This window comes from Enterobacter cloacae complex sp. IR5418 (assembly GCF_049238105.1).
Taxonomy (GTDB): domain Bacteria; phylum Pseudomonadota; class Gammaproteobacteria; order Enterobacterales; family Enterobacteriaceae; genus Enterobacter; species Enterobacter hormaechei.
In genome coordinates, this window is record NZ_JBMKHS010000002.1 from 57,671 (window position 1) to 73,649 (window position 15,979).

The 15,979-nt window shown below is 55.6% G+C and carries 16 protein-coding genes; 5 read left to right on the forward strand and 11 right to left on the reverse strand.

Features of this window, described 5'->3' with window-relative positions:
- The first annotated feature begins 61 nt into the window (after window positions 1-61).
- The 3 genes from ribE (at window position 62) to thiL (ending at window position 2,024) form a co-directional block, all read left to right on the forward strand.
- Window positions 62-532 (forward strand): 6,7-dimethyl-8-ribityllumazine synthase, encoded by a 471-nt coding sequence (gene ribE / locus ACOTX7_RS01960; protein ID WP_003859098.1) that lies wholly within the window; start codon window positions 62-64, stop codon window positions 530-532.
- Window positions 533-553: 21 nt separating this feature from the next.
- Window positions 554-973 carry a transcription antitermination factor NusB gene (nusB, locus tag ACOTX7_RS01965; RefSeq protein WP_006809908.1) on the forward strand — a complete coding sequence of 140 codons (420 nt, stop codon included), beginning with the start codon at window positions 554-556 and terminating at the stop codon, window positions 971-973.
- A gap of 79 nt (window positions 974-1,052) precedes the next feature.
- The gene (gene thiL, locus ACOTX7_RS01970) at window positions 1,053-2,024 is read left to right on the forward strand and encodes a thiamine-phosphate kinase (protein ID WP_221256979.1); all 972 of its coding nucleotides are present in this window, start codon (window positions 1,053-1,055) and stop codon (window positions 2,022-2,024) included.
- Between the two features lie 90 nt (window positions 2,025-2,114).
- On the opposite strand, the gene ACOTX7_RS01975 is transcribed toward thiL, so the two are convergent.
- From ACOTX7_RS01975 to xseB, 4 genes are all read right to left on the reverse strand, one after another.
- Window positions 2,115-3,089: an aldo/keto reductase gene (locus tag ACOTX7_RS01975; RefSeq protein WP_006809906.1), complete on the reverse strand. Its 975-nt coding sequence runs from the start codon at window positions 3,087-3,089 to the stop codon at window positions 2,115-2,117.
- Window positions 3,090-3,151: 62 nt separating this feature from the next.
- Window positions 3,152-5,014, reverse strand: a complete 1,863-nt coding sequence (gene dxs, locus ACOTX7_RS01980; protein ID WP_221256980.1) for a 1-deoxy-D-xylulose-5-phosphate synthase — start codon at window positions 5,012-5,014, stop codon at window positions 3,152-3,154.
- Between the two features lie 24 nt (window positions 5,015-5,038).
- Window positions 5,039-5,938 carry a (2E,6E)-farnesyl diphosphate synthase gene (ispA, locus tag ACOTX7_RS01985; RefSeq protein ID WP_006809904.1) on the reverse strand — a complete coding sequence of 300 codons (900 nt, stop codon included), beginning with the start codon at window positions 5,936-5,938 and terminating at the stop codon, window positions 5,039-5,041.
- Window positions 5,939-6,181, reverse strand: coding sequence for an exodeoxyribonuclease VII small subunit (gene xseB, locus ACOTX7_RS01990; RefSeq protein ID WP_003859094.1), 243 nt, complete (start codon window positions 6,179-6,181; stop codon window positions 5,939-5,941).
- 178 nt (window positions 6,182-6,359) lie between these two features.
- Between xseB and thiI the strand changes: the two genes are divergently transcribed.
- Window positions 6,360-7,808, forward strand: coding sequence for a tRNA uracil 4-sulfurtransferase ThiI (gene thiI / locus ACOTX7_RS01995; RefSeq protein WP_006809903.1), 1,449 nt, complete (start codon window positions 6,360-6,362; stop codon window positions 7,806-7,808).
- Between the two features lie 121 nt (window positions 7,809-7,929).
- On the opposite strand, the gene yajL is transcribed toward thiI, so the two are convergent.
- On the reverse strand, window positions 7,930-8,523 hold the full coding sequence (gene yajL / locus ACOTX7_RS02000; protein WP_006809902.1) for a protein deglycase YajL: 594 nt from the start codon (window positions 8,521-8,523) through the stop codon (window positions 7,930-7,932).
- A complete protein-coding gene (gene panE / locus ACOTX7_RS02005; RefSeq protein WP_221813001.1) occupies window positions 8,486-9,397 on the reverse strand; it encodes a 2-dehydropantoate 2-reductase in 912 nt (303 codons plus the stop codon). The genes yajL and panE overlap by 38 nt, the downstream gene beginning before the upstream one ends.
- 121 nt (window positions 9,398-9,518) lie before the next feature.
- On the opposite strand from panE, the gene ACOTX7_RS02010 reads away from it, so the two are divergent.
- The gene (locus tag ACOTX7_RS02010) at window positions 9,519-10,010 is read left to right on the forward strand and encodes a YajQ family cyclic di-GMP-binding protein (RefSeq protein ID WP_023293165.1); all 492 of its coding nucleotides are present in this window, start codon (window positions 9,519-9,521) and stop codon (window positions 10,008-10,010) included.
- Between the two features lie 76 nt (window positions 10,011-10,086).
- Here ACOTX7_RS02010 and ACOTX7_RS02015 read toward each other — a convergent pair whose 3' ends face one another.
- The 5 genes from ACOTX7_RS02015 to ACOTX7_RS02035 all read right to left on the reverse strand — a co-directional run bounded on the left by ACOTX7_RS02015 (window position 10,087) and on the right by ACOTX7_RS02035 (window position 15,977).
- Window positions 10,087-10,776, reverse strand: coding sequence for a DUF1120 domain-containing protein (locus ACOTX7_RS02015; RefSeq protein WP_006809899.1), 690 nt, complete (start codon window positions 10,774-10,776; stop codon window positions 10,087-10,089).
- Between the two features lie 405 nt (window positions 10,777-11,181).
- The gene (locus ACOTX7_RS02020) at window positions 11,182-12,540 is read right to left on the reverse strand and encodes an MFS transporter (RefSeq protein ID WP_221813003.1); all 1,359 of its coding nucleotides are present in this window, start codon (window positions 12,538-12,540) and stop codon (window positions 11,182-11,184) included.
- Between the two features lie 114 nt (window positions 12,541-12,654).
- Window positions 12,655-13,302 (reverse strand): L-fuculose-phosphate aldolase, encoded by a 648-nt coding sequence (fucA, locus tag ACOTX7_RS02025; protein WP_221256982.1) that lies wholly within the window; start codon window positions 13,300-13,302, stop codon window positions 12,655-12,657.
- A 27-nt stretch (window positions 13,303-13,329) separates the two neighbouring features.
- Window positions 13,330-14,325 carry a LacI family DNA-binding transcriptional regulator gene (locus tag ACOTX7_RS02030; RefSeq protein ID WP_006809896.1) on the reverse strand — a complete coding sequence of 332 codons (996 nt, stop codon included), beginning with the start codon at window positions 14,323-14,325 and terminating at the stop codon, window positions 13,330-13,332.
- 62 nt (window positions 14,326-14,387) lie between these two features.
- A complete protein-coding gene (locus tag ACOTX7_RS02035; RefSeq protein ID WP_221257212.1) occupies window positions 14,388-15,977 on the reverse strand; it encodes an FGGY-family carbohydrate kinase in 1,590 nt (529 codons plus the stop codon).
- Window positions 15,978-15,979 lie beyond the last annotated feature (2 nt).

Here is a 15,979-nt window from a genome sequence, read left to right on the forward strand (position 1 = left end):
GCAAAGTATTATGATAAAATCCGCCCCCCTGCGGGGCCAAATGAACCCGTAAAGGAAGAGTATGAACATTATTGAAGCTGCTGTAGCTACCCCGGACGCTCGCGTCGCCATCACCATCGCGCGTTTCAACAACTTCATCAACGATAGCCTGCTGGAAGGTGCGGTTGACGCCCTGAAACGTATCGGCCAGGTTAAAGATGACAACATTACCGTCGTTTGGGTACCAGGTGCTTACGAACTGCCACTGGCAGCGGGCGCGCTGGCGAAAACCGGTAAATACGACGCGGTGATTGCGCTGGGTACTGTTATTCGTGGCGGCACTGCGCACTTCGAATACGTTGCGGGCGGTGCAAGCAATGGTCTGGCGCACGTTGCACAGGATGCTGAAATTCCTGTTGCGTTCGGCGTACTGACTACCGAAAGTATTGAACAAGCCATCGAACGTGCTGGCACCAAAGCCGGTAACAAAGGTGCAGAAGCTGCACTGACCGCGCTTGAAATGATCAATGTATTGAAAGCCATTAAGGCCTGATTTTTTTGTAAGGGGAATTCCGTGAAACCTGCTGCTCGTCGCCGCGCCCGTGAATGTGCCGTTCAGGCGCTTTACTCCTGGCAGTTGTCCCAGAACGACATCGCTGATGTTGAATACCAGTTCCTGTCAGAACAGGACGTGAAAGACGTTGACGTTCTGTACTTCCGTGAACTGCTGTCGGGAGTGGCGACTAATAGCGCGTATCTCGATGGTCTGATGAAGCCATACCTGTCCCGTCTGCTCGAAGAGCTGGGCCAGGTCGAAAAAGCAGTGTTGCGTATCGCGCTGTTTGAGCTGTCAAAACGTGATGATGTGCCGTACAAAGTGGCCATCAACGAAGCGATCGAACTGGCGAAAACCTTCGGCGCTGAAGACAGCCACAAGTTTGTTAACGGCGTGCTGGATAAAGCCGCACCTGCGATCCGTCCCCACAAAAAGTGATCCGCAAACCGGAGTCCTGCATTGCCGTATCGGCAGTGCAGGACTCCGGTTTTTTCTTTTATTTGCTGAGGCATAACGTATGGCATGCGGCGAATTCTCCCTGATTGCCCGTTATTTCGACCGTGTCAGAACCTCTCGTCTTGATGTTGAAACCGGCATTGGCGATGACTGTGCACTTCTCAATATTCCTGAAAAACAGACGCTGGCAATCAGCACCGACACCTTAGTGTGTGGGCGTCATTTCCTGCCCGATATCGATCCCGCTGACCTGGCGTATAAGGCGCTGGCGGTCAACGTCAGCGATCTGGCGGCAATGGGCGCCGACCCGGCCTGGCTGACGCTGGCTCTGACGCTGCCGGAGGTGGATGAAGCCTGGCTTGAAGCCTTCAGCGATGCGCTGTTTGAACAGCTGAATTATTACGATATGCAGCTGATTGGCGGCGATACCACTGCCGGTCCGCTCTCGATGACCCTGGCGATCCACGGCTATGTGCCTGCCGGGCGCGCGCTCAAACGCTCGGGCGCAAAACCGGGCGACTGGATCTATGTCACCGGTACGCCGGGGGACAGCGCGGCAGGGCTGGCGATCCTTCAGAACCGTTTAGCGGTTGAAGATGCTGACGATGCGGCGTACCTGGTGAAACGCCACCTGCGACCCACGCCGCGTATTTTGCACGGTCAGGCGCTGCGCGAGCGGGCCAGTTCGGCTATCGATCTGTCTGACGGGCTGATCTCCGATCTTGGTCATATTCTGAAAGCCAGCGGCGTGGGTGCGCGCATCGATCTGGATCTGTTCCCCCTGTCAGAGCAGCTGCTTCGCCATGTCGGGCCTGAACAGGCGCTGCGCTGGGCGTTATCCGGTGGGGAAGATTATGAGCTGTGCTTTACCGTTCCCGAACTGAATCGCGGGACGCTGGATGTGGCGTTAGCGCATCTGGGGGCGAAATTTACCTGTATCGGGCAGGTGATGCCGGAAAGTGAAGGGCTGCTGTTTGTCCGCGACGGCGCCCCGGTTACGCTTGACTGGAAAGGGTACGATCACTTTGGGTGAGTGTATTGCCGGGTGGCGCTGCGCTTACCCGGCCTACAAATAGGGTGCGATCGTAGGCCGGGTAAGGCGAAGCCGCCACCCGGCAAGTGTTTACTTAAACCCAACCACCGGATGCTGCTGATACGGCGTTTCCAGCTCGGCAATCTGCTCCGGCGTCAGCGATAAATCCACCGCACTCAACAACTCATCCAGCTGTTCTTCCCGCGATGTGCCCACAATCGGCGCGGCGACACCGCGCTTGCTCAGCAGCCACGCCAGCGCCACCTGCGCGCGCGTTGCACCGATATCGTCGGCAATCCCGGCCAGACGTTCGGCAATTAACGCATCGCTGGCTTCTGTATCGTCATACAGGTTTTTACCCACTTCATCCGATACCAGCCGGGCGGTGGTTTCCCCCCACGGACGGGTTAATCGCCCGCGCGCCAGCGGACTCCAGGGGATCACCGCCACGCCTTCCTGATAGCAGAGCGGCAGCATCTCGCGCTCTTCTTCCCGGTAAATCAGGTTGTAGTGATCCTGCATGGTGACAAAGCGCGCCCAGCCGTGCTGCGCCTGGAGATCGAGCGCCTGGGCAAACTGCGACGCATGCATGGACGATGCGCCGATGTAGCGTGCTTTACCGGCTTTCACGACGTCATTTAGCGCTTCAAGCGTCTCTTCAATCGGGGTGTTGTAATCCCAGCGGTGAATTTGCAGCAGGTCGACGTAATCCATGTTCAGGCGTCTTAGGCTGTCATCAATGGAACGGAGAATTTGCGCGCGAGAAAGGCCTTCAGCCAGATCGCCTGACGGGTAGTACACCTTGGTGGCGACCACGATATCATCCCGACGGGCAAAATCACGCAGGGCGCGGCCCACAATCTCTTCGCTGCTGCCGTCGGAGTAGCTGTTAGCGGTATCGAAAAAGTTGATGCCGCCGTCAATGGCGCGCCTGATGATGGGGCGGCTGCTCTCTTCCGGCAGCGTCCAGGCATGATTCCCCCGGTCAGGCTCGCCAAACGTCATGCACCCCAGGCAAAGCCGGGACACCTTAAGGTCCGTTTTTCCTAATGTCGTGTATTGCATGGTTCCGCTCCTGCTGTTTAAACACTGTGTTTAAGCATAGCAGGAGCAGAAAAGGGGAGGGATCAGGCCAGCCAGGTGCGGATTTTGGCTTCGATACCGGCGGCGTCCAGACCAATGTCGGCGCGCGCTTCGTCCTGAGTGCCTTGTGGGATGAAGTGGTCAGGGAGGCCGAGATTAAGCACCGGCACGGCCTTACGGTTCGCCATCAGCACTTCGTTCACGCCGCTGCCCGCGCCACCCATGATGGCGTTCTCTTCCAGCGTGACCAGCACCTCATGGCTTTCCGCCATGCTCAGAATCAGAGATTCATCGAGCGGCTTCACAAAGCGCATATCCACCAGCGTCGCGTTGAGGTTTTCAGCGACTTTTGCCGCTTCCGGCATCAGCGTACCAAAGTTCAGGATCGCCACTTTTTCACCGCGACGTTTCACCAGGCCTTTACCGATGTCCAGTTTTTCCAGCGGCTGTAATTCAACGCCAAGGGCATTACCGCGTGGATAACGTACCGCGCAGGGGCCGTCCTGATAGTGATAGCCGGTATAAAGCATCTGACGACACTCGTTTTCGTCGCTTGGCGTCATGATCACCATGTCCGGGATGCAGCGCAGGAATGAGAGGTCAAATGCCCCCTGGTGCGTCTGTCCGTCAGCCCCGACGATGCCCGCACGATCGATAGCAAACAGCACCGGCAGCTTCTGGATGGCAACGTCATGGATAACCTGATCGTAGGCGCGTTGCAGGAAGGTGGAGTAGATCGCCACCACCGGCTTGTAGCCGCCAATTGCCAGTCCCGCAGCGAAGGTAACGGCGTGCTGCTCGGCAATGGCAACGTCAAAATACTGGTCCGGGTATTTTTTGGAAAACTCCACCATGCCGGAGCCTTCACGCATGGCGGGGGTCACCGCCATCAGCATGTCGTCTTTCGCCGCCGTTTCGCACAGCCAGTCGCCAAAGATTTTTGAATAGCTCGGCATGCCGCCGCTGCTTTTTGGCAGACAACCGCTGGTATGGTCAAATTTCGGTACGGCGTGGAAGGTGATCGGATCTTTTTCCGCCGGTTCGTAGCCACGCCCTTTTTTGGTCATGATATGCAGGAACTGCGGGCCTTTCAGGTCACGCATGTTTTTAAGCGTCGTCACCAGACCCAGCACATCGTGGCCGTCCACCGGGCCAATATAGTTAAAGCCCAGCTCTTCGAACAGCGTACCCGGCACGACCATGCCCTTGATGTGTTCTTCGGTACGCTTAAGCAGCTCTTTGATCGGCGGCACGCCGGAGAAGACTTTTTTACCGCCTTCACGCAGTGAGGAGTAAAGCTTGCCGGACAGCAGCTGCGCCAGATGGTTATTCAGCGCGCCGACGTTCTCGGAGATCGACATCTCGTTATCGTTGAGGATAACCAGCATGTCCGGTTTGATATCGCCCGCATGGTTCATGGCCTCAAAGGCCATCCCGGCGGTGATCGCCCCGTCGCCAATCACGCAGACGGTGCGGCGTTGTTTGTTCTCTTTTTCGGCGGCAACGGCAATACCGATACCTGCTGAAATCGAGGTGGAAGAGTGGCCGACGCTCAGCACGTCATATTCACTCTCGCCGCGCCACGGGAACGGGTGCAGGCCACCTTTCTGGCGAATGGTGCCAATTTTATCGCGACGTCCGGTCAGAATTTTGTGCGGATAGGCCTGGTGGCCGACATCCCAGATAAGCTGATCGAACGGCGTGTTATAGACGTAATGCAACGCCACGGTCAGCTCAACCGTGCCAAGTCCGGAGGCGAAGTGGCCGCTGGAGCGGCTAACGCTGTCGAGCAGGTAGCGACGCAGCTCGTCACACAGCTTCGGCAGACTCTCTTTCGGCAACAGACGTAACTCCTGAGTGGAGTCAACTAACGCCAGTGTCGGGTATTTGGCAATATCAAAACTCATCAAAGGCTCATCGAGATTTATAGTTTATTTATCACGCTGGATTATGTAGTCCGCTAGCGCTTCCAGTGCCGAGGTATCCAGCGATTGCGCGGCCAGCTCATTCAGCGACCGGCGGGCATCGTCTATCAGATCCCGGGCTTTACGTTGGGCATGCTCAAGGCCCAACAGGGCGGGGTAGGTACTTTTGCCAAGCTGCTGATCCGCACCCTGACGTTTTCCCAATGTTGCAGTATCGCCCACCACATCCAGAATGTCATCCTGAACCTGGAATGCCAGACCGATACTTTCTGCGTATCTGTCCAGAATCGGCAGGGCGTTGCGCCCGCGTTCACCCGCGCTCAACGCGCCCAGGCGAACGGCTGCACGAATCAGCGCGCCCGTTTTGTGACGGTGGATGCGCTCCAGCTGTTCCAGAGTCACCTGACGACCTTCAGCCTCTAAATCCAGCGCCTGGCCGCCACACATCCCGGCCACACCGCTGGCCATTGCCAGTTCGGACACCATTGCCAGACGATCGCGATCGCTCACCTCAACCATCGGCGCATCGCTCAGAATCGAGAAGGCCAGGGTTTGCAGCGCATCCCCCGCCAGAATCGCGTTCGCTTCGCCAAATTTGATATGGCAGGTTGGCTGACCGCGACGCAGATCGTCATCGTCCATGGCTGGCAAATCATCGTGGATCAGCGAATAGGCGTGGATACACTCCACGGCGGCTGCCGGGGCGTCCAGCGTGTTATCGCTGATACCGAACATGTTGCCCGTGGCATACACCAGGAACGGACGCAGGCGTTTACCCCCCAAGAGTGCGCCATAGTGCATGGCTTCTACCAGTGGAGTGTTCTGAAAAGGCTGCGGCTCAATGAAACGGCGCAGCGCGTCGTTGGCGCGAACGACGCGCGCCTGAAGCGCGTTGGTAAAATCCATTTACTCGGCGTCCGGTGTGAATGGCGTGGTTTTAGCGTCTTCGCTGTCGGAAAGCAGGATCTGTACACGCTGCTCGGCCTGCTGGAGTTTTACCTGCCCCTGGCGCGCAAGCTGCACGCCGCGTTCAAATTCGTTGAGCGCGTCTTCCAGCGGGAGATCGCCGCTCTCAAGACGGGTAACGATCTGCTCCAGTTCACTCAGCGCAGTTTCGAAACTGGCCGGTGCGTCGTTTTTCTTCGGCATAGTGAATTGACTCTTAAATTTTTCGCCCTGACATGGTAACGGACTCGGGGCAATTATCAAATAACGCGAGTGGCGCGATGGTGGTATACTTGCGCGCCTGGATGCAGCCACGGGTGTGGGCTGCTGTATCATTTTCCACTACAAGCCTTTATAAGCTTGCCTAAGAAACATTGCCGCCATGAAGTTTATCATTAAATTGTTCCCTGAAATCACCATCAAAAGCCAATCCGTGCGTTTGCGCTTTATTAAAATTCTCACCGGGAACATTCGTAACGTATTAAAACACTACGACGAAACGCTCGCCGTGGTGCGTCACTGGGACCACGTTGAAGTCCGCGCGAAAGACGAAAACAAACGTCTTGATATTCGCGACGCGCTGACCCGTATCCCGGGTATTCACCATATTCTGGAAGTGGAAGACGTTCCCTTCACCGATATGCACGATATCTTCGAAAAGGCGCTGGTACAGTACCGCGACCAGATCGAAGGGAAAACGTTCTGTGTGCGCGTGAAGCGCCGCGGTAAGCATGAGTTTAGCTCTATTGAAGTTGAACGCTACGTCGGCGGCGGTCTGAACCAGCACGTCGAGACGGCGCGCGTGCGACTGACTAACCCGGACGTCACCGTTAACCTTGAGATCGAGAACGATCGTCTGCTGCTGGTAAAGGGCCGCTACGAAGGAATTGGCGGTTTCCCTATCGGCACTCAGGAAGATGTGCTGTCGCTGATCTCCGGCGGGTTCGACTCCGGCGTCTCCAGCTATATGCTGATGCGTCGCGGCTGCCGCGTGCATTACTGCTTCTTTAACCTGGGCGGCGCGGCGCATGAAATCGGCGTACGTCAGGTGGCGCATTACCTGTGGAACCGCTTCGGCAGCTCTCACCGCGTACGTTTTGTGGCGATCAACTTTGAGCCGGTCGTCGGTGAAATCCTTGAAAAAGTGGACGACGGGCAGATGGGCGTGGTGCTGAAGCGCATGATGGTGCGCGCGGCGTCCAAAGTGGCTGAGCGCTACGGCGTGCAGGCGCTGGTCACCGGTGAAGCGCTGGGGCAGGTCTCCAGCCAGACGCTGACCAACCTGCGTCTTATCGACAACGTGTCTGATACGCTGATCCTGCGTCCGCTGATCTCTCACGATAAAGAGCACATTATCGATCTGGCGCGCAAAATCGGTACTGAAGATTTTGCCCGTACCATGCCGGAATATTGCGGCGTGATCTCAAAAAGTCCAACCATCAAAGCGGTGAAGGCGAAGATCGAAGCGGAAGAAGAGAACTTCGATTTCAGCATCCTGGAAAAAGTGGTGGCGGAAGCGTCTAACATCGATATCCGCGAGATTGCCCAGCAGACCGAGCAGGAAGTGGTAGAAGTTGAAACCGTCAGCGGCTTTGGTGCTAACGATACGATTCTGGATATCCGTTCTGTTGATGAGCAGGATGACAAGCCGTTGCAGGTGGAAGGCGTGGAGGTAGTATCACTGCCGTTCTACAAGCTGAGCACCCAGTTTGGCGACCTCGACCAGAGCAAAACGTATCTGCTGTGGTGCGAACGCGGGGTCATGAGCCGTTTGCAGGCGCTGTATTTGCGTGAGCAGGGCTTCGCGAACGTGAAGGTATATCGTCCGTAGTTTCTTGTCGGGGAGTGCGGCCTGATGCCCTCACCCCGGCCCTCTCCCACAGGGAGAGGGAGAAAAGATGAGCACATGTAGGCCGGGTAAGGCGTAGCCGCCACCCGGCTTTTTTTATGCACTACTCTTCATAGTAGTTATAAATCCCCGCCGCCATCACCAGCGATGACGCCACTTCGTACGCTTTCTCGCGCCCGACCAGCAGGTCGATAATCTTCAGGCCAAAATCAATCGCGGTGCCTGGCCCCTGACTGGTGAGCAGGTTAACGCGCGGATCCCAGACAACGCGTTTGTCCACCCACTGGTCTTCCGGGATCGTCTCCTTTAGCGCAGGGAAGCCGGTCATATTACCGATGGGGAATATGTCGTGCGGAACCAGCACCGTTCCGGCGGCGGCGCAGAGGGTGGCGACGATACGCCCGGAAAGATGAAACTGTCGCACGGTTTCGACCAATAGCGGGCTGTCGCGGAAACACTCCGCGCCTTTTAAGCCGCCGGGCAGCACGATAATGTCGTAATCACCGTCCGCTACCTGCACAAGCGGGGCATCCGCCAGGATTTTCACCCCGCGTGAACAAGTGACCGCAAGGTTGCCGTCGCTGGCAACGCTGGCGGTGGTCACCGTGATACCGCCCCGCACCAGTAAATCAATAGTGGTGACAGCCTCCATCTCTTCGCTACCAGGGGCGAGGCATACCAGTGCTGACGCGCTCATACTCATTCTCCTTACGTTTAACCTGATCGTACAGGCGGGCGTTTTCAGGTACCGCGATACCGTGCGCACGGGCGCGCTTTAACAGATAGCCGGTGATATAGTCGATTTCGGTGTGACGTAACGCACGTACGTCCTGTAGCATCGAAGAGATATTTTCTTTAGTGCTATCAATCACCTGCTCGACATAATAGCGTAAATCATCCGCAGAGGTGTGCAAGCCTTCACGCTCCACCACCGAAGCGACTTCTTCGCACAGCGTCGCTATCTCCTGCGGATGGTTTTTTAGCTCGCCGTTCGGGCAGTCCCACAGCGCCGTCAGCGGGTTGATCACACAGTTTACCGCCAGCTTGCGCCACAGCTGAGGGCGGATGTTGTTGTGCCAGGCGACGTCCGGCAATACCTTTTGCAGGATATCGGCCAGATAGCTGTAATCGCCATCCTGCTCGCGGGCCGGACCGATATGCGTCACGCCGCTGGCGACATGCACGATGATATTGCCGTCGCGACGTGCAGCGTGCGTGGTGGTCGCCATCAGCAGGGGCTGTGGAACGCTTTTCAGCTCATCAAGTGTACCCATGCCGTTATGCAGCAGCAGAATGGGGGAAGTGGGGGGGAGCTGCGCGGCCAGCGCTTTTACCGCGTCAGAAACCTGCCACGCTTTGAGCGTCACCAGCAGCAGGTCGCTTTGCGCGAGGAAATCCGGATCGTTCGCGGTGAGGGACTCATTAAAAATGGTTCCGTCTTCACCAATCAGGTTGACACTGCAATAGGGCTGGGGCACGCGCAGCCAGCCCTGAACCTCATGTCCGTGCTTGCACAGCGCGGTCAGCCACAGCTGGCCAAGCGCTCCGCATCCGAGCACTGTAATTTTCATTGTTCCTCCTCACCTGCAACTGCGCCAGGTGTTACAGCTTAATTATACAGCTAAGCTTCTGTTGAGTTATGCCTCGTAGCGGGTATTATGCAACGCAACAAAAGTGAAGGGAGAAGAAAAGATGCCATCTTTCGATATTGTTTCCGAAGTTGATATCCAGGAAGTTCGCAACGGCGTTGAGAACGCAACCCGCGAAGTTGAGTCACGTTTTGATTTTCGTGGCGTTGAGGCGTCGTTTGAGCTGAACGACGCAAATAAGACCATTAAGGTGCTGAGCGAGTCTGATTTCCAGGTGAATCAGCTGCTCGACATTCTGCGCGCCAAGCTGTTAAAGCGCGGCATCGAAGGAACGTCTCTCGATGTACCAGACGAATTTGTGCACAGCGGTAAGAACTGGTTTGTAGAAGCAAAGCTGAAGCAGGGTATTGAGAGCGCGGTGCAGAAGAAGATCGTTAAGCTCATCAAAGACAGCAAGCTGAAGGTCCAGGCGCAGATCCAGGGCGAAGAAATTCGTGTGACCGGGAAATCTCGCGACGATCTCCAGTCCGTTATGGCGCTGGTACGCGGCGGCGATTTAGGTCAGCCGTTCCAGTTTAAAAACTTCCGCGATTAATTTCAGAGAAAAGAGTAAAAGAGCCGTCATAATGAACGGCTCTTTTTTTATGAATCTGGAATCCGCTAAACAGGAATTACAGATATTTCAGCGTAATCGTTGCCTGACCGTCAATTGCGGTATCGTCGGTAATGGCAAGCGTGGCGGTATTCTGAATGGCCAGAGAAACCTGAAGTGGGAAAGTCACAGATTTAAATGCAACGGGTTCCAGCGTACCTGTAGCGGCTACACTGTAGACCGCTCGGGTCGGAGACAGTTGGCCCTTTGTGGCGTTGGAGGTCCAGTTTGGTGCGCCGCTATCGCTCCAGTCCGGGCTTGAAATAAAGTCTACGGATTTACCATCAGCAAGAATACTGTCGGTCCTGGCGCTTACCGCCCAGCTTCCGATTTTCACACCTCCGTCAGTCACACCAACACCATAGGTATCAAAGCCAAGTGATGCTGAAGAACCATTAAAGTATGCATTTTCAACGGTCAGATACGCGTCGGAACTGTTGCGGTCATCATCAACCTGAAAACCCACTTTTGTATTGCTGGCGCAGCTAATTGTCAGATCGATGTTTTTCTGACCAAGCTGGTTTGTCGCGGTCGCAGAAAGTTCGCCAAGACGGATCATGCCATAATCAACAACACCGCCGTTACTCAGTTCCGGAGTACACGCCGCGTTGGTAAGGGTGCCTTTAACTTTCAGTACAGCCGAAGGATCGGCGGCAAACGCTGAAGTGACACACAGCGCGAGGGTTGAAGCGAGAAGAATCTTTTTCATTTGTTAATCCATAACATGTTAATAAAAATAAAGTAAGAACAGTTACCTATATTATTGACAGCATGTCCCTTCCATAAACATAGCCTCTGAGTTTCATGCCCAGACAAAAGTGTATTTAGAATTTGACGTTATACAATGTAGGAAATTTAACGACTGTTTTAAGGTGATGTGAATACATTTTATGAAATGAATTGTTGAGTGAATTTTATTATTACTTTAACTGCTGTGCGCGGGAGTTAAGCTAAAAACAGTGAAAAATGGTAACGTTTTACGGTTATCCTGAAACAAAATGGAAGATTATATTTCCTGGAGTGTGGGGTAACGTATTTTTATATAGATTATATGAATGATTTCTCGGTGCGGTCAGGCACATGCGAAATGTGCCTGACATGATTGAACAGTCGCTTAAACCAGGGCTTGTTCGACTTCGTAGCGATTGGTCACTTTACTGTCAATTTTGACGTAGACGCTACGCTCTTCAGGGACAATGAAGACCTCGCTAACCCCTTCTTTTGTTTCCAGACGCTGTTGCAGCAAGGCGTTTATCTCCACGCCTTCCGGAATTTCCACGCGCAGGCTGCTGACATAAGGCGGCTCTTTCATCGTGCTTGCCACGGCCAGCCATACCATTGCCAGCAGCGCGCCAACCAGAAACACGGTCTGGCCGTCAAACATCCCGTCAACCCAGCCACCCAGCGAGCCGCCAATCGCGACGCCCAGAAACTGGCTGGTGGAATAAACGCCCATCGCCGTGCCTTTATATCCTGCCGGTGACTCTTTGCTGATAAGCGAGGGGAGGAGGGCTTCCATCAGATTAAACGCCAGAAAAAAGAGCTGAACGCCGATAATCAATTCCCAGAAGTGTGAGCCTGCACCCCAGAGAATAATTTCTGCAATCACAATCAGGGTCACGCAGCCCAGGAATACCCGTTTCATCTGACGCTTAACTTCGGCATAGATAATAAACGGCACTACGGAAGCAAACGAAATCAGCATCGTTACCAGATATACTTTCCAGTGTTCGGCGGCGGACAGGCCCGCAGCGGCAAGCTGGCCGGGCAGCGCGACAAAGGTAGACATCAACAAAATGTGCAGACACATAATGCCAACGTTGAGTTTCAGCAGTCTGGGCTCAGCCAGTACTTTACTGAAGCTACCTTTGACCATGCCCGACTCGCGGTTCAGAACATGATTCTTGCTGTCTGGCACCACCCAGAGGGTAATGACAATGCCTGTGGCGGCGAGAACGGCAATCATCCAGAACAAGGCGTTGAGGCCAAGGGCATGAGTAATAATCGGTCCTAATACCATGGCAATGGCGAAGGTGATGCCAAAACTGACGCCAATAAAGGCCATCGCTTTCGTCCGATTTTGCTCGCGGGTTAAATCTGAGAGGAGCGCCATCACGGCGGCGGCAATCGCCCCTGATCCCTGAAGCGCGCGACCAAGAATAATGCCCCAGATAGAATCTGAAAGCGCAGCAATGACGCTACCGATAATAAACACCGCCAGCCCGCCGACAATCAGCGGTTTACGCCCAACGCGATCGGAAAGCAGCCCAAACGGGATCTGAAAAATGGCCTGCGCCAGACCGTAAATGCCAATCGCAAGGCCAATCAGCGCTTCGCTGGCCCCCTGTAGCGCCATGCCGTACGTGGTCAGAACAGGCAGGACCATAAACATGCCAAGCATCCGTAGCGAAAACACAGTCCCTAAACCCCAGGTCGCGCGTAGCTCGCCTGGCGTCATTTTGTAATCGTTCATTACCACCTCTACCAAAAAGCAGGCCATAGTTTAGGCGGGGTGATAAGTGCGGTAAATAGGTGTTTGTTTAAGAGATATTACGAGGGTGTAATAAAAGCACCCCCGGATAAAAAATTACGCCTCAATGCGCAACCCGTAGCTTTTGAATTTCTCAAGAACAATGGCAATTTCTTCATCGCTGAGTACCGGAACGGGATCCACAATCGCCAGCGTGGCCAGGTAGAGTTTTGCCAGCACCTCGACCTCCTGCGCCAGCCATAGTGCCTTTTCGAGATTTTCTTCGCAGGTAATCAGCCCGTGGTGCTGCAACAGCGTCGCTTTACGATCGCGTAACGCGACCGCGACATGCTCTGACAGCGCGCGTGTCCCGAAGGTCGCGTAAGGCGCGCAGGGAATGGAGTTTCCCCCGGCGGCGGCAATCATATAGTGAATGGCAGGAATAGGGCGGTTGAGTATCGAGACGGCGGTGCTGTTAACCGCATGGTTATGGACGACGGCGTGAGCGTCCGGGCGGGTCTGATACACAACCTGATGAAAACGCCATTCGCTGGACGGCAGTTTATCTTCTTCGTGCCGTCCCTTGGCATCGACATAGACGATACTCTCTTCGGTCAGATGCTCGTAGGGAATACCGGTGGGCGTAATCAGCATGCCGTCGCGATAGCGAACGCTGATATTGCCTGCGGTGCCCTGATTTAACCCCATCCGGGTCATCTCAAGGCAGGTGTCGATAATGTCTCTGGCTAATCGGGCTCGTTCCATTTTTATTCTCCGGGTACAGTTTTATTTTTACTGGCGGGAACGTTTGACCAGCTTCATATCGACTTTCGCCGTCTCGTTGACCGCTTCGCCGTCGATGGCTCGCTGCATCAGTTCAAACGCTTTTTCCGCCCAGGTATCTTCATCCTGCTGCATGGACCAGACGCTGTTAGGCAGGAACCCCAGCATGGGGTGCTCATCGAAGGTGCCGATATTGATGTGTGGGGGCACGGTGCCGGTACGCGTGCGCAGGGCTTCGATTGCCCCTTCCAGTACCGGTAACGATGAGGCGATAAACGCCTGCGGCACACCCTGGCTGTCAATAAGCGAATCCATCAGGGCATATCCCCCTTCCGGCGTATTGTCTGGCCCTTCGATGACCCACTCGCGGTGGTGAATACCGGCGGCTTTCAGGGCCTGCAAATAGCCGTTCAGACGGTCCGTAATGCTGGGCAGGGCGGTATCGCCCACCAGGAACCAGAGCGGCGTTTTGCTCTCTGCCAGCATGTTCCGGGCCAGTTCATCCCCCCCGGCCTCGTTATGACTCTCAACCAGCGCGTTGTCAGTAAAGCCAAAATCCCGGTCGAGGAGCACCAGGGGTTTTTGGATCTGCCGCAAATGATGCTGCTGGTTTTCCAGCGTCGAGGGAACGATGAACAAGCCGTCCACGTTGCGCGCCATCAGGGCTTTCACCAGCTTATTTTCGTAATCCACATCGTTGTAAGTACAGCTGATCATCAGCTGGTAGCCCGAACGGCGGCAGCGCAGTTCGAGTTTCTCGGCGAGGGTTGCAAAGAACACGTTCGAGATGTTGGGCACGATAAGCCCCAGCGTCTCGGTTTTGTTTAGCTTAAGACTGCGTGCCGAATGGTTGAGGGTATAGCCGAAGCGCTCAACGTGTTCATTAATTCGGGACTGTGTTTTCACACTGATCCGGTACTGTTCGGCTTTCCCGCCCAGTACCAGCCGCACGGTGGTGACGGATAAATTCAGATCCTTCGCTATCTGTTCAACTGTTTTGGCCATTGCTACGCCTCAATCCTTAACGTACGTAAAAAAACTGCTGATAAAGCATATGCATCCTGCCATTACATTTCCTGCTGCATCAGGATATTAAGCGACTGCTGCTGGGTCCACAGCATCAGGTACGCCTCATATTTTTGCCGGTGGAAGGCTGCGGTTTCCGGACGACGGGTGATGATGTCGCCAGCTTTAACCATTTCACGGGTAGCGTCGGTCAGCGTTGCCCATGCACCGCTCGCCACAGCGCCACAAATGGCCGCGCCGAGGGTGACGGCATCTTCTTCGGCTAAAAGATGGATATCGCAGCCCGTGGCATCGGCATACTCCCGCAGCCAGAGCCGGTTATGAGTGGCTCCGCCACAAATGACAATGCGCGACAAGCTGTGCCCGTGGTGTTTCAGGGTATCCATAATGTGTCGCGTGCCATAGGCGATGGCCTGTAGCGTGGCCAGATAAAGCCTCGCCAGCGCGCGTTCACCGGTCTCTAATGTCAGGCCGACCACGCTGCCCCGCGCATCCGGACGCGAACGCGGCGAACGGTTGCCGTGGTGATCGGCCAGAATGTGCAGGTTGCGGGTGGGATACTTCTCTTCCTGCTCTAGTGCGGCTACCCAGTCGTTGAGCAGCGCCACCGGATGACGTTGCGCCGCTTCTGCTTTGGCAAACAGGTCTGCACTGGCACCGTGCTCGCGCAACGTCCAGTCCACCAGCGCTCCGGCAGCACTTTGCCCGCCCTCCGTCAGCCAGTAGCCCGGCAGCATGGCGCTCCAGTAAGGCCCCCAGACGCCGGGCGTGTTGATCTCCGTCTGACTGGCGAGCATGTGGCAGTTCGAGGTCCCGCTGATGAGCGCCAGCGTGCCTTCCGGATGGGATCCGGTCAGCGCTACGCCACCTGCGTGGGCATCGATCATGCCGCTTGCCACCACCACTTCTTCGTGCAAACCCAGCGCTTGCGCTGCCTGCGGGCTGAGTTTCCCGACACATTCAGCAACGTCCAGAATAGTATCGGGAATTTTAGTCAGTAAGGTTTCCAGCCCCACATCCCTGAGCAGCGACTCGCTGAACCGCGCCTCATGCGCAAGGTAGTTCCATTTACAGGTGAGGGTGCACAGGCTGGCGGCGTCCTGGCCCGTCGCTTTCCAGACCAGAAAATCGGCCAGGTCGAAAAAACGCCAGGCCCGATCCCAGGTGTCAGGATGGTGCCGCTGCAACCACAGCAGTTTGGGCAGTTCCATCTCAATGCTCACCTCGCCGCCCACGTAGCCCAGGGCCGGGTCGCGTGTGGCATTGATGCGGACGGTCTCTTCGCGAGCACGATGATCCATCCACATAATGATGTCCTGCGAGGCCGGGCTGTCCGGGGAGACGCTCAGGCCGTTACCGTCCGCATCCAGCGCGACCAGTGAGCACGTAGCGTCGAAGCCAATCGAACGAATGGCGTCGGGTGAGATCCCAGAGGAGGCGACGGCTTCCCGCACCACCGCGCAGACCTGCTGCCAGATCTCCGCAGAGGATTGTTCCACGCGCGCGTTGCTGGCGTGAAACTGTGAAATCGGACGAGTCGCGAAGCTCAACCGCGCGCCTTGCGCAGAGTAAAGCCCTGCACGCACGCTGGCTGAACCCACATCGACCCCGAGAAAATAGCCGTCACGCATCA

Excerpts from the sequence above, each read along its gene's own strand:
- ribE (WP_003859098.1), top strand. The coding sequence starts at position 62 with ATGAACATTATTGAAGCTGCTGTAGCTACCCCGGACGCTCGCGTCGCC.
- thiL (WP_221256979.1), top strand. The coding sequence starts at position 1,053 with ATGGCATGCGGCGAATTCTCCCTGATTGCCCGTTATTTCGACCGTGTC.
- ACOTX7_RS01975 (WP_006809906.1), bottom strand. The coding sequence starts at position 3,089 with ATGCAATACACGACATTAGGAAAAACGGACCTTAAGGTGTCCCGGCTT.
- dxs (WP_221256980.1), bottom strand. The coding sequence starts at position 5,014 with ATGAGTTTTGATATTGCCAAATACCCGACACTGGCGTTAGTTGACTCC.
- ispA (WP_006809904.1), bottom strand. The coding sequence starts at position 5,938 with ATGGATTTTACCAACGCGCTTCAGGCGCGCGTCGTTCGCGCCAACGAC.
- xseB (WP_003859094.1), bottom strand. The coding sequence starts at position 6,181 with ATGCCGAAGAAAAACGACGCACCGGCCAGTTTCGAAACTGCGCTGAGT.
- thiI (WP_006809903.1), top strand. The coding sequence starts at position 6,360 with ATGAAGTTTATCATTAAATTGTTCCCTGAAATCACCATCAAAAGCCAA.
- yajL (WP_006809902.1), bottom strand. The coding sequence starts at position 8,523 with ATGAGCGCGTCAGCACTGGTATGCCTCGCCCCTGGTAGCGAAGAGATG.
- panE (WP_221813001.1), bottom strand. The coding sequence starts at position 9,397 with ATGAAAATTACAGTGCTCGGATGCGGAGCGCTTGGCCAGCTGTGGCTG.
- ACOTX7_RS02010 (WP_023293165.1), top strand. The coding sequence starts at position 9,519 with ATGCCATCTTTCGATATTGTTTCCGAAGTTGATATCCAGGAAGTTCGC.
- ACOTX7_RS02015 (WP_006809899.1), bottom strand. The coding sequence starts at position 10,776 with ATGAAAAAGATTCTTCTCGCTTCAACCCTCGCGCTGTGTGTCACTTCA.
- ACOTX7_RS02020 (WP_221813003.1), bottom strand. The coding sequence starts at position 12,540 with ATGAACGATTACAAAATGACGCCAGGCGAGCTACGCGCGACCTGGGGT.
- fucA (WP_221256982.1), bottom strand. The coding sequence starts at position 13,302 with ATGGAACGAGCCCGATTAGCCAGAGACATTATCGACACCTGCCTTGAG.
- ACOTX7_RS02030 (WP_006809896.1), bottom strand. The coding sequence starts at position 14,325 with ATGGCCAAAACAGTTGAACAGATAGCGAAGGATCTGAATTTATCCGTC.
- ACOTX7_RS02035 (WP_221257212.1), bottom strand. The coding sequence starts at position 15,977 with ATGCGTGACGGCTATTTTCTCGGGGTCGATGTGGGTTCAGCCAGCGTG.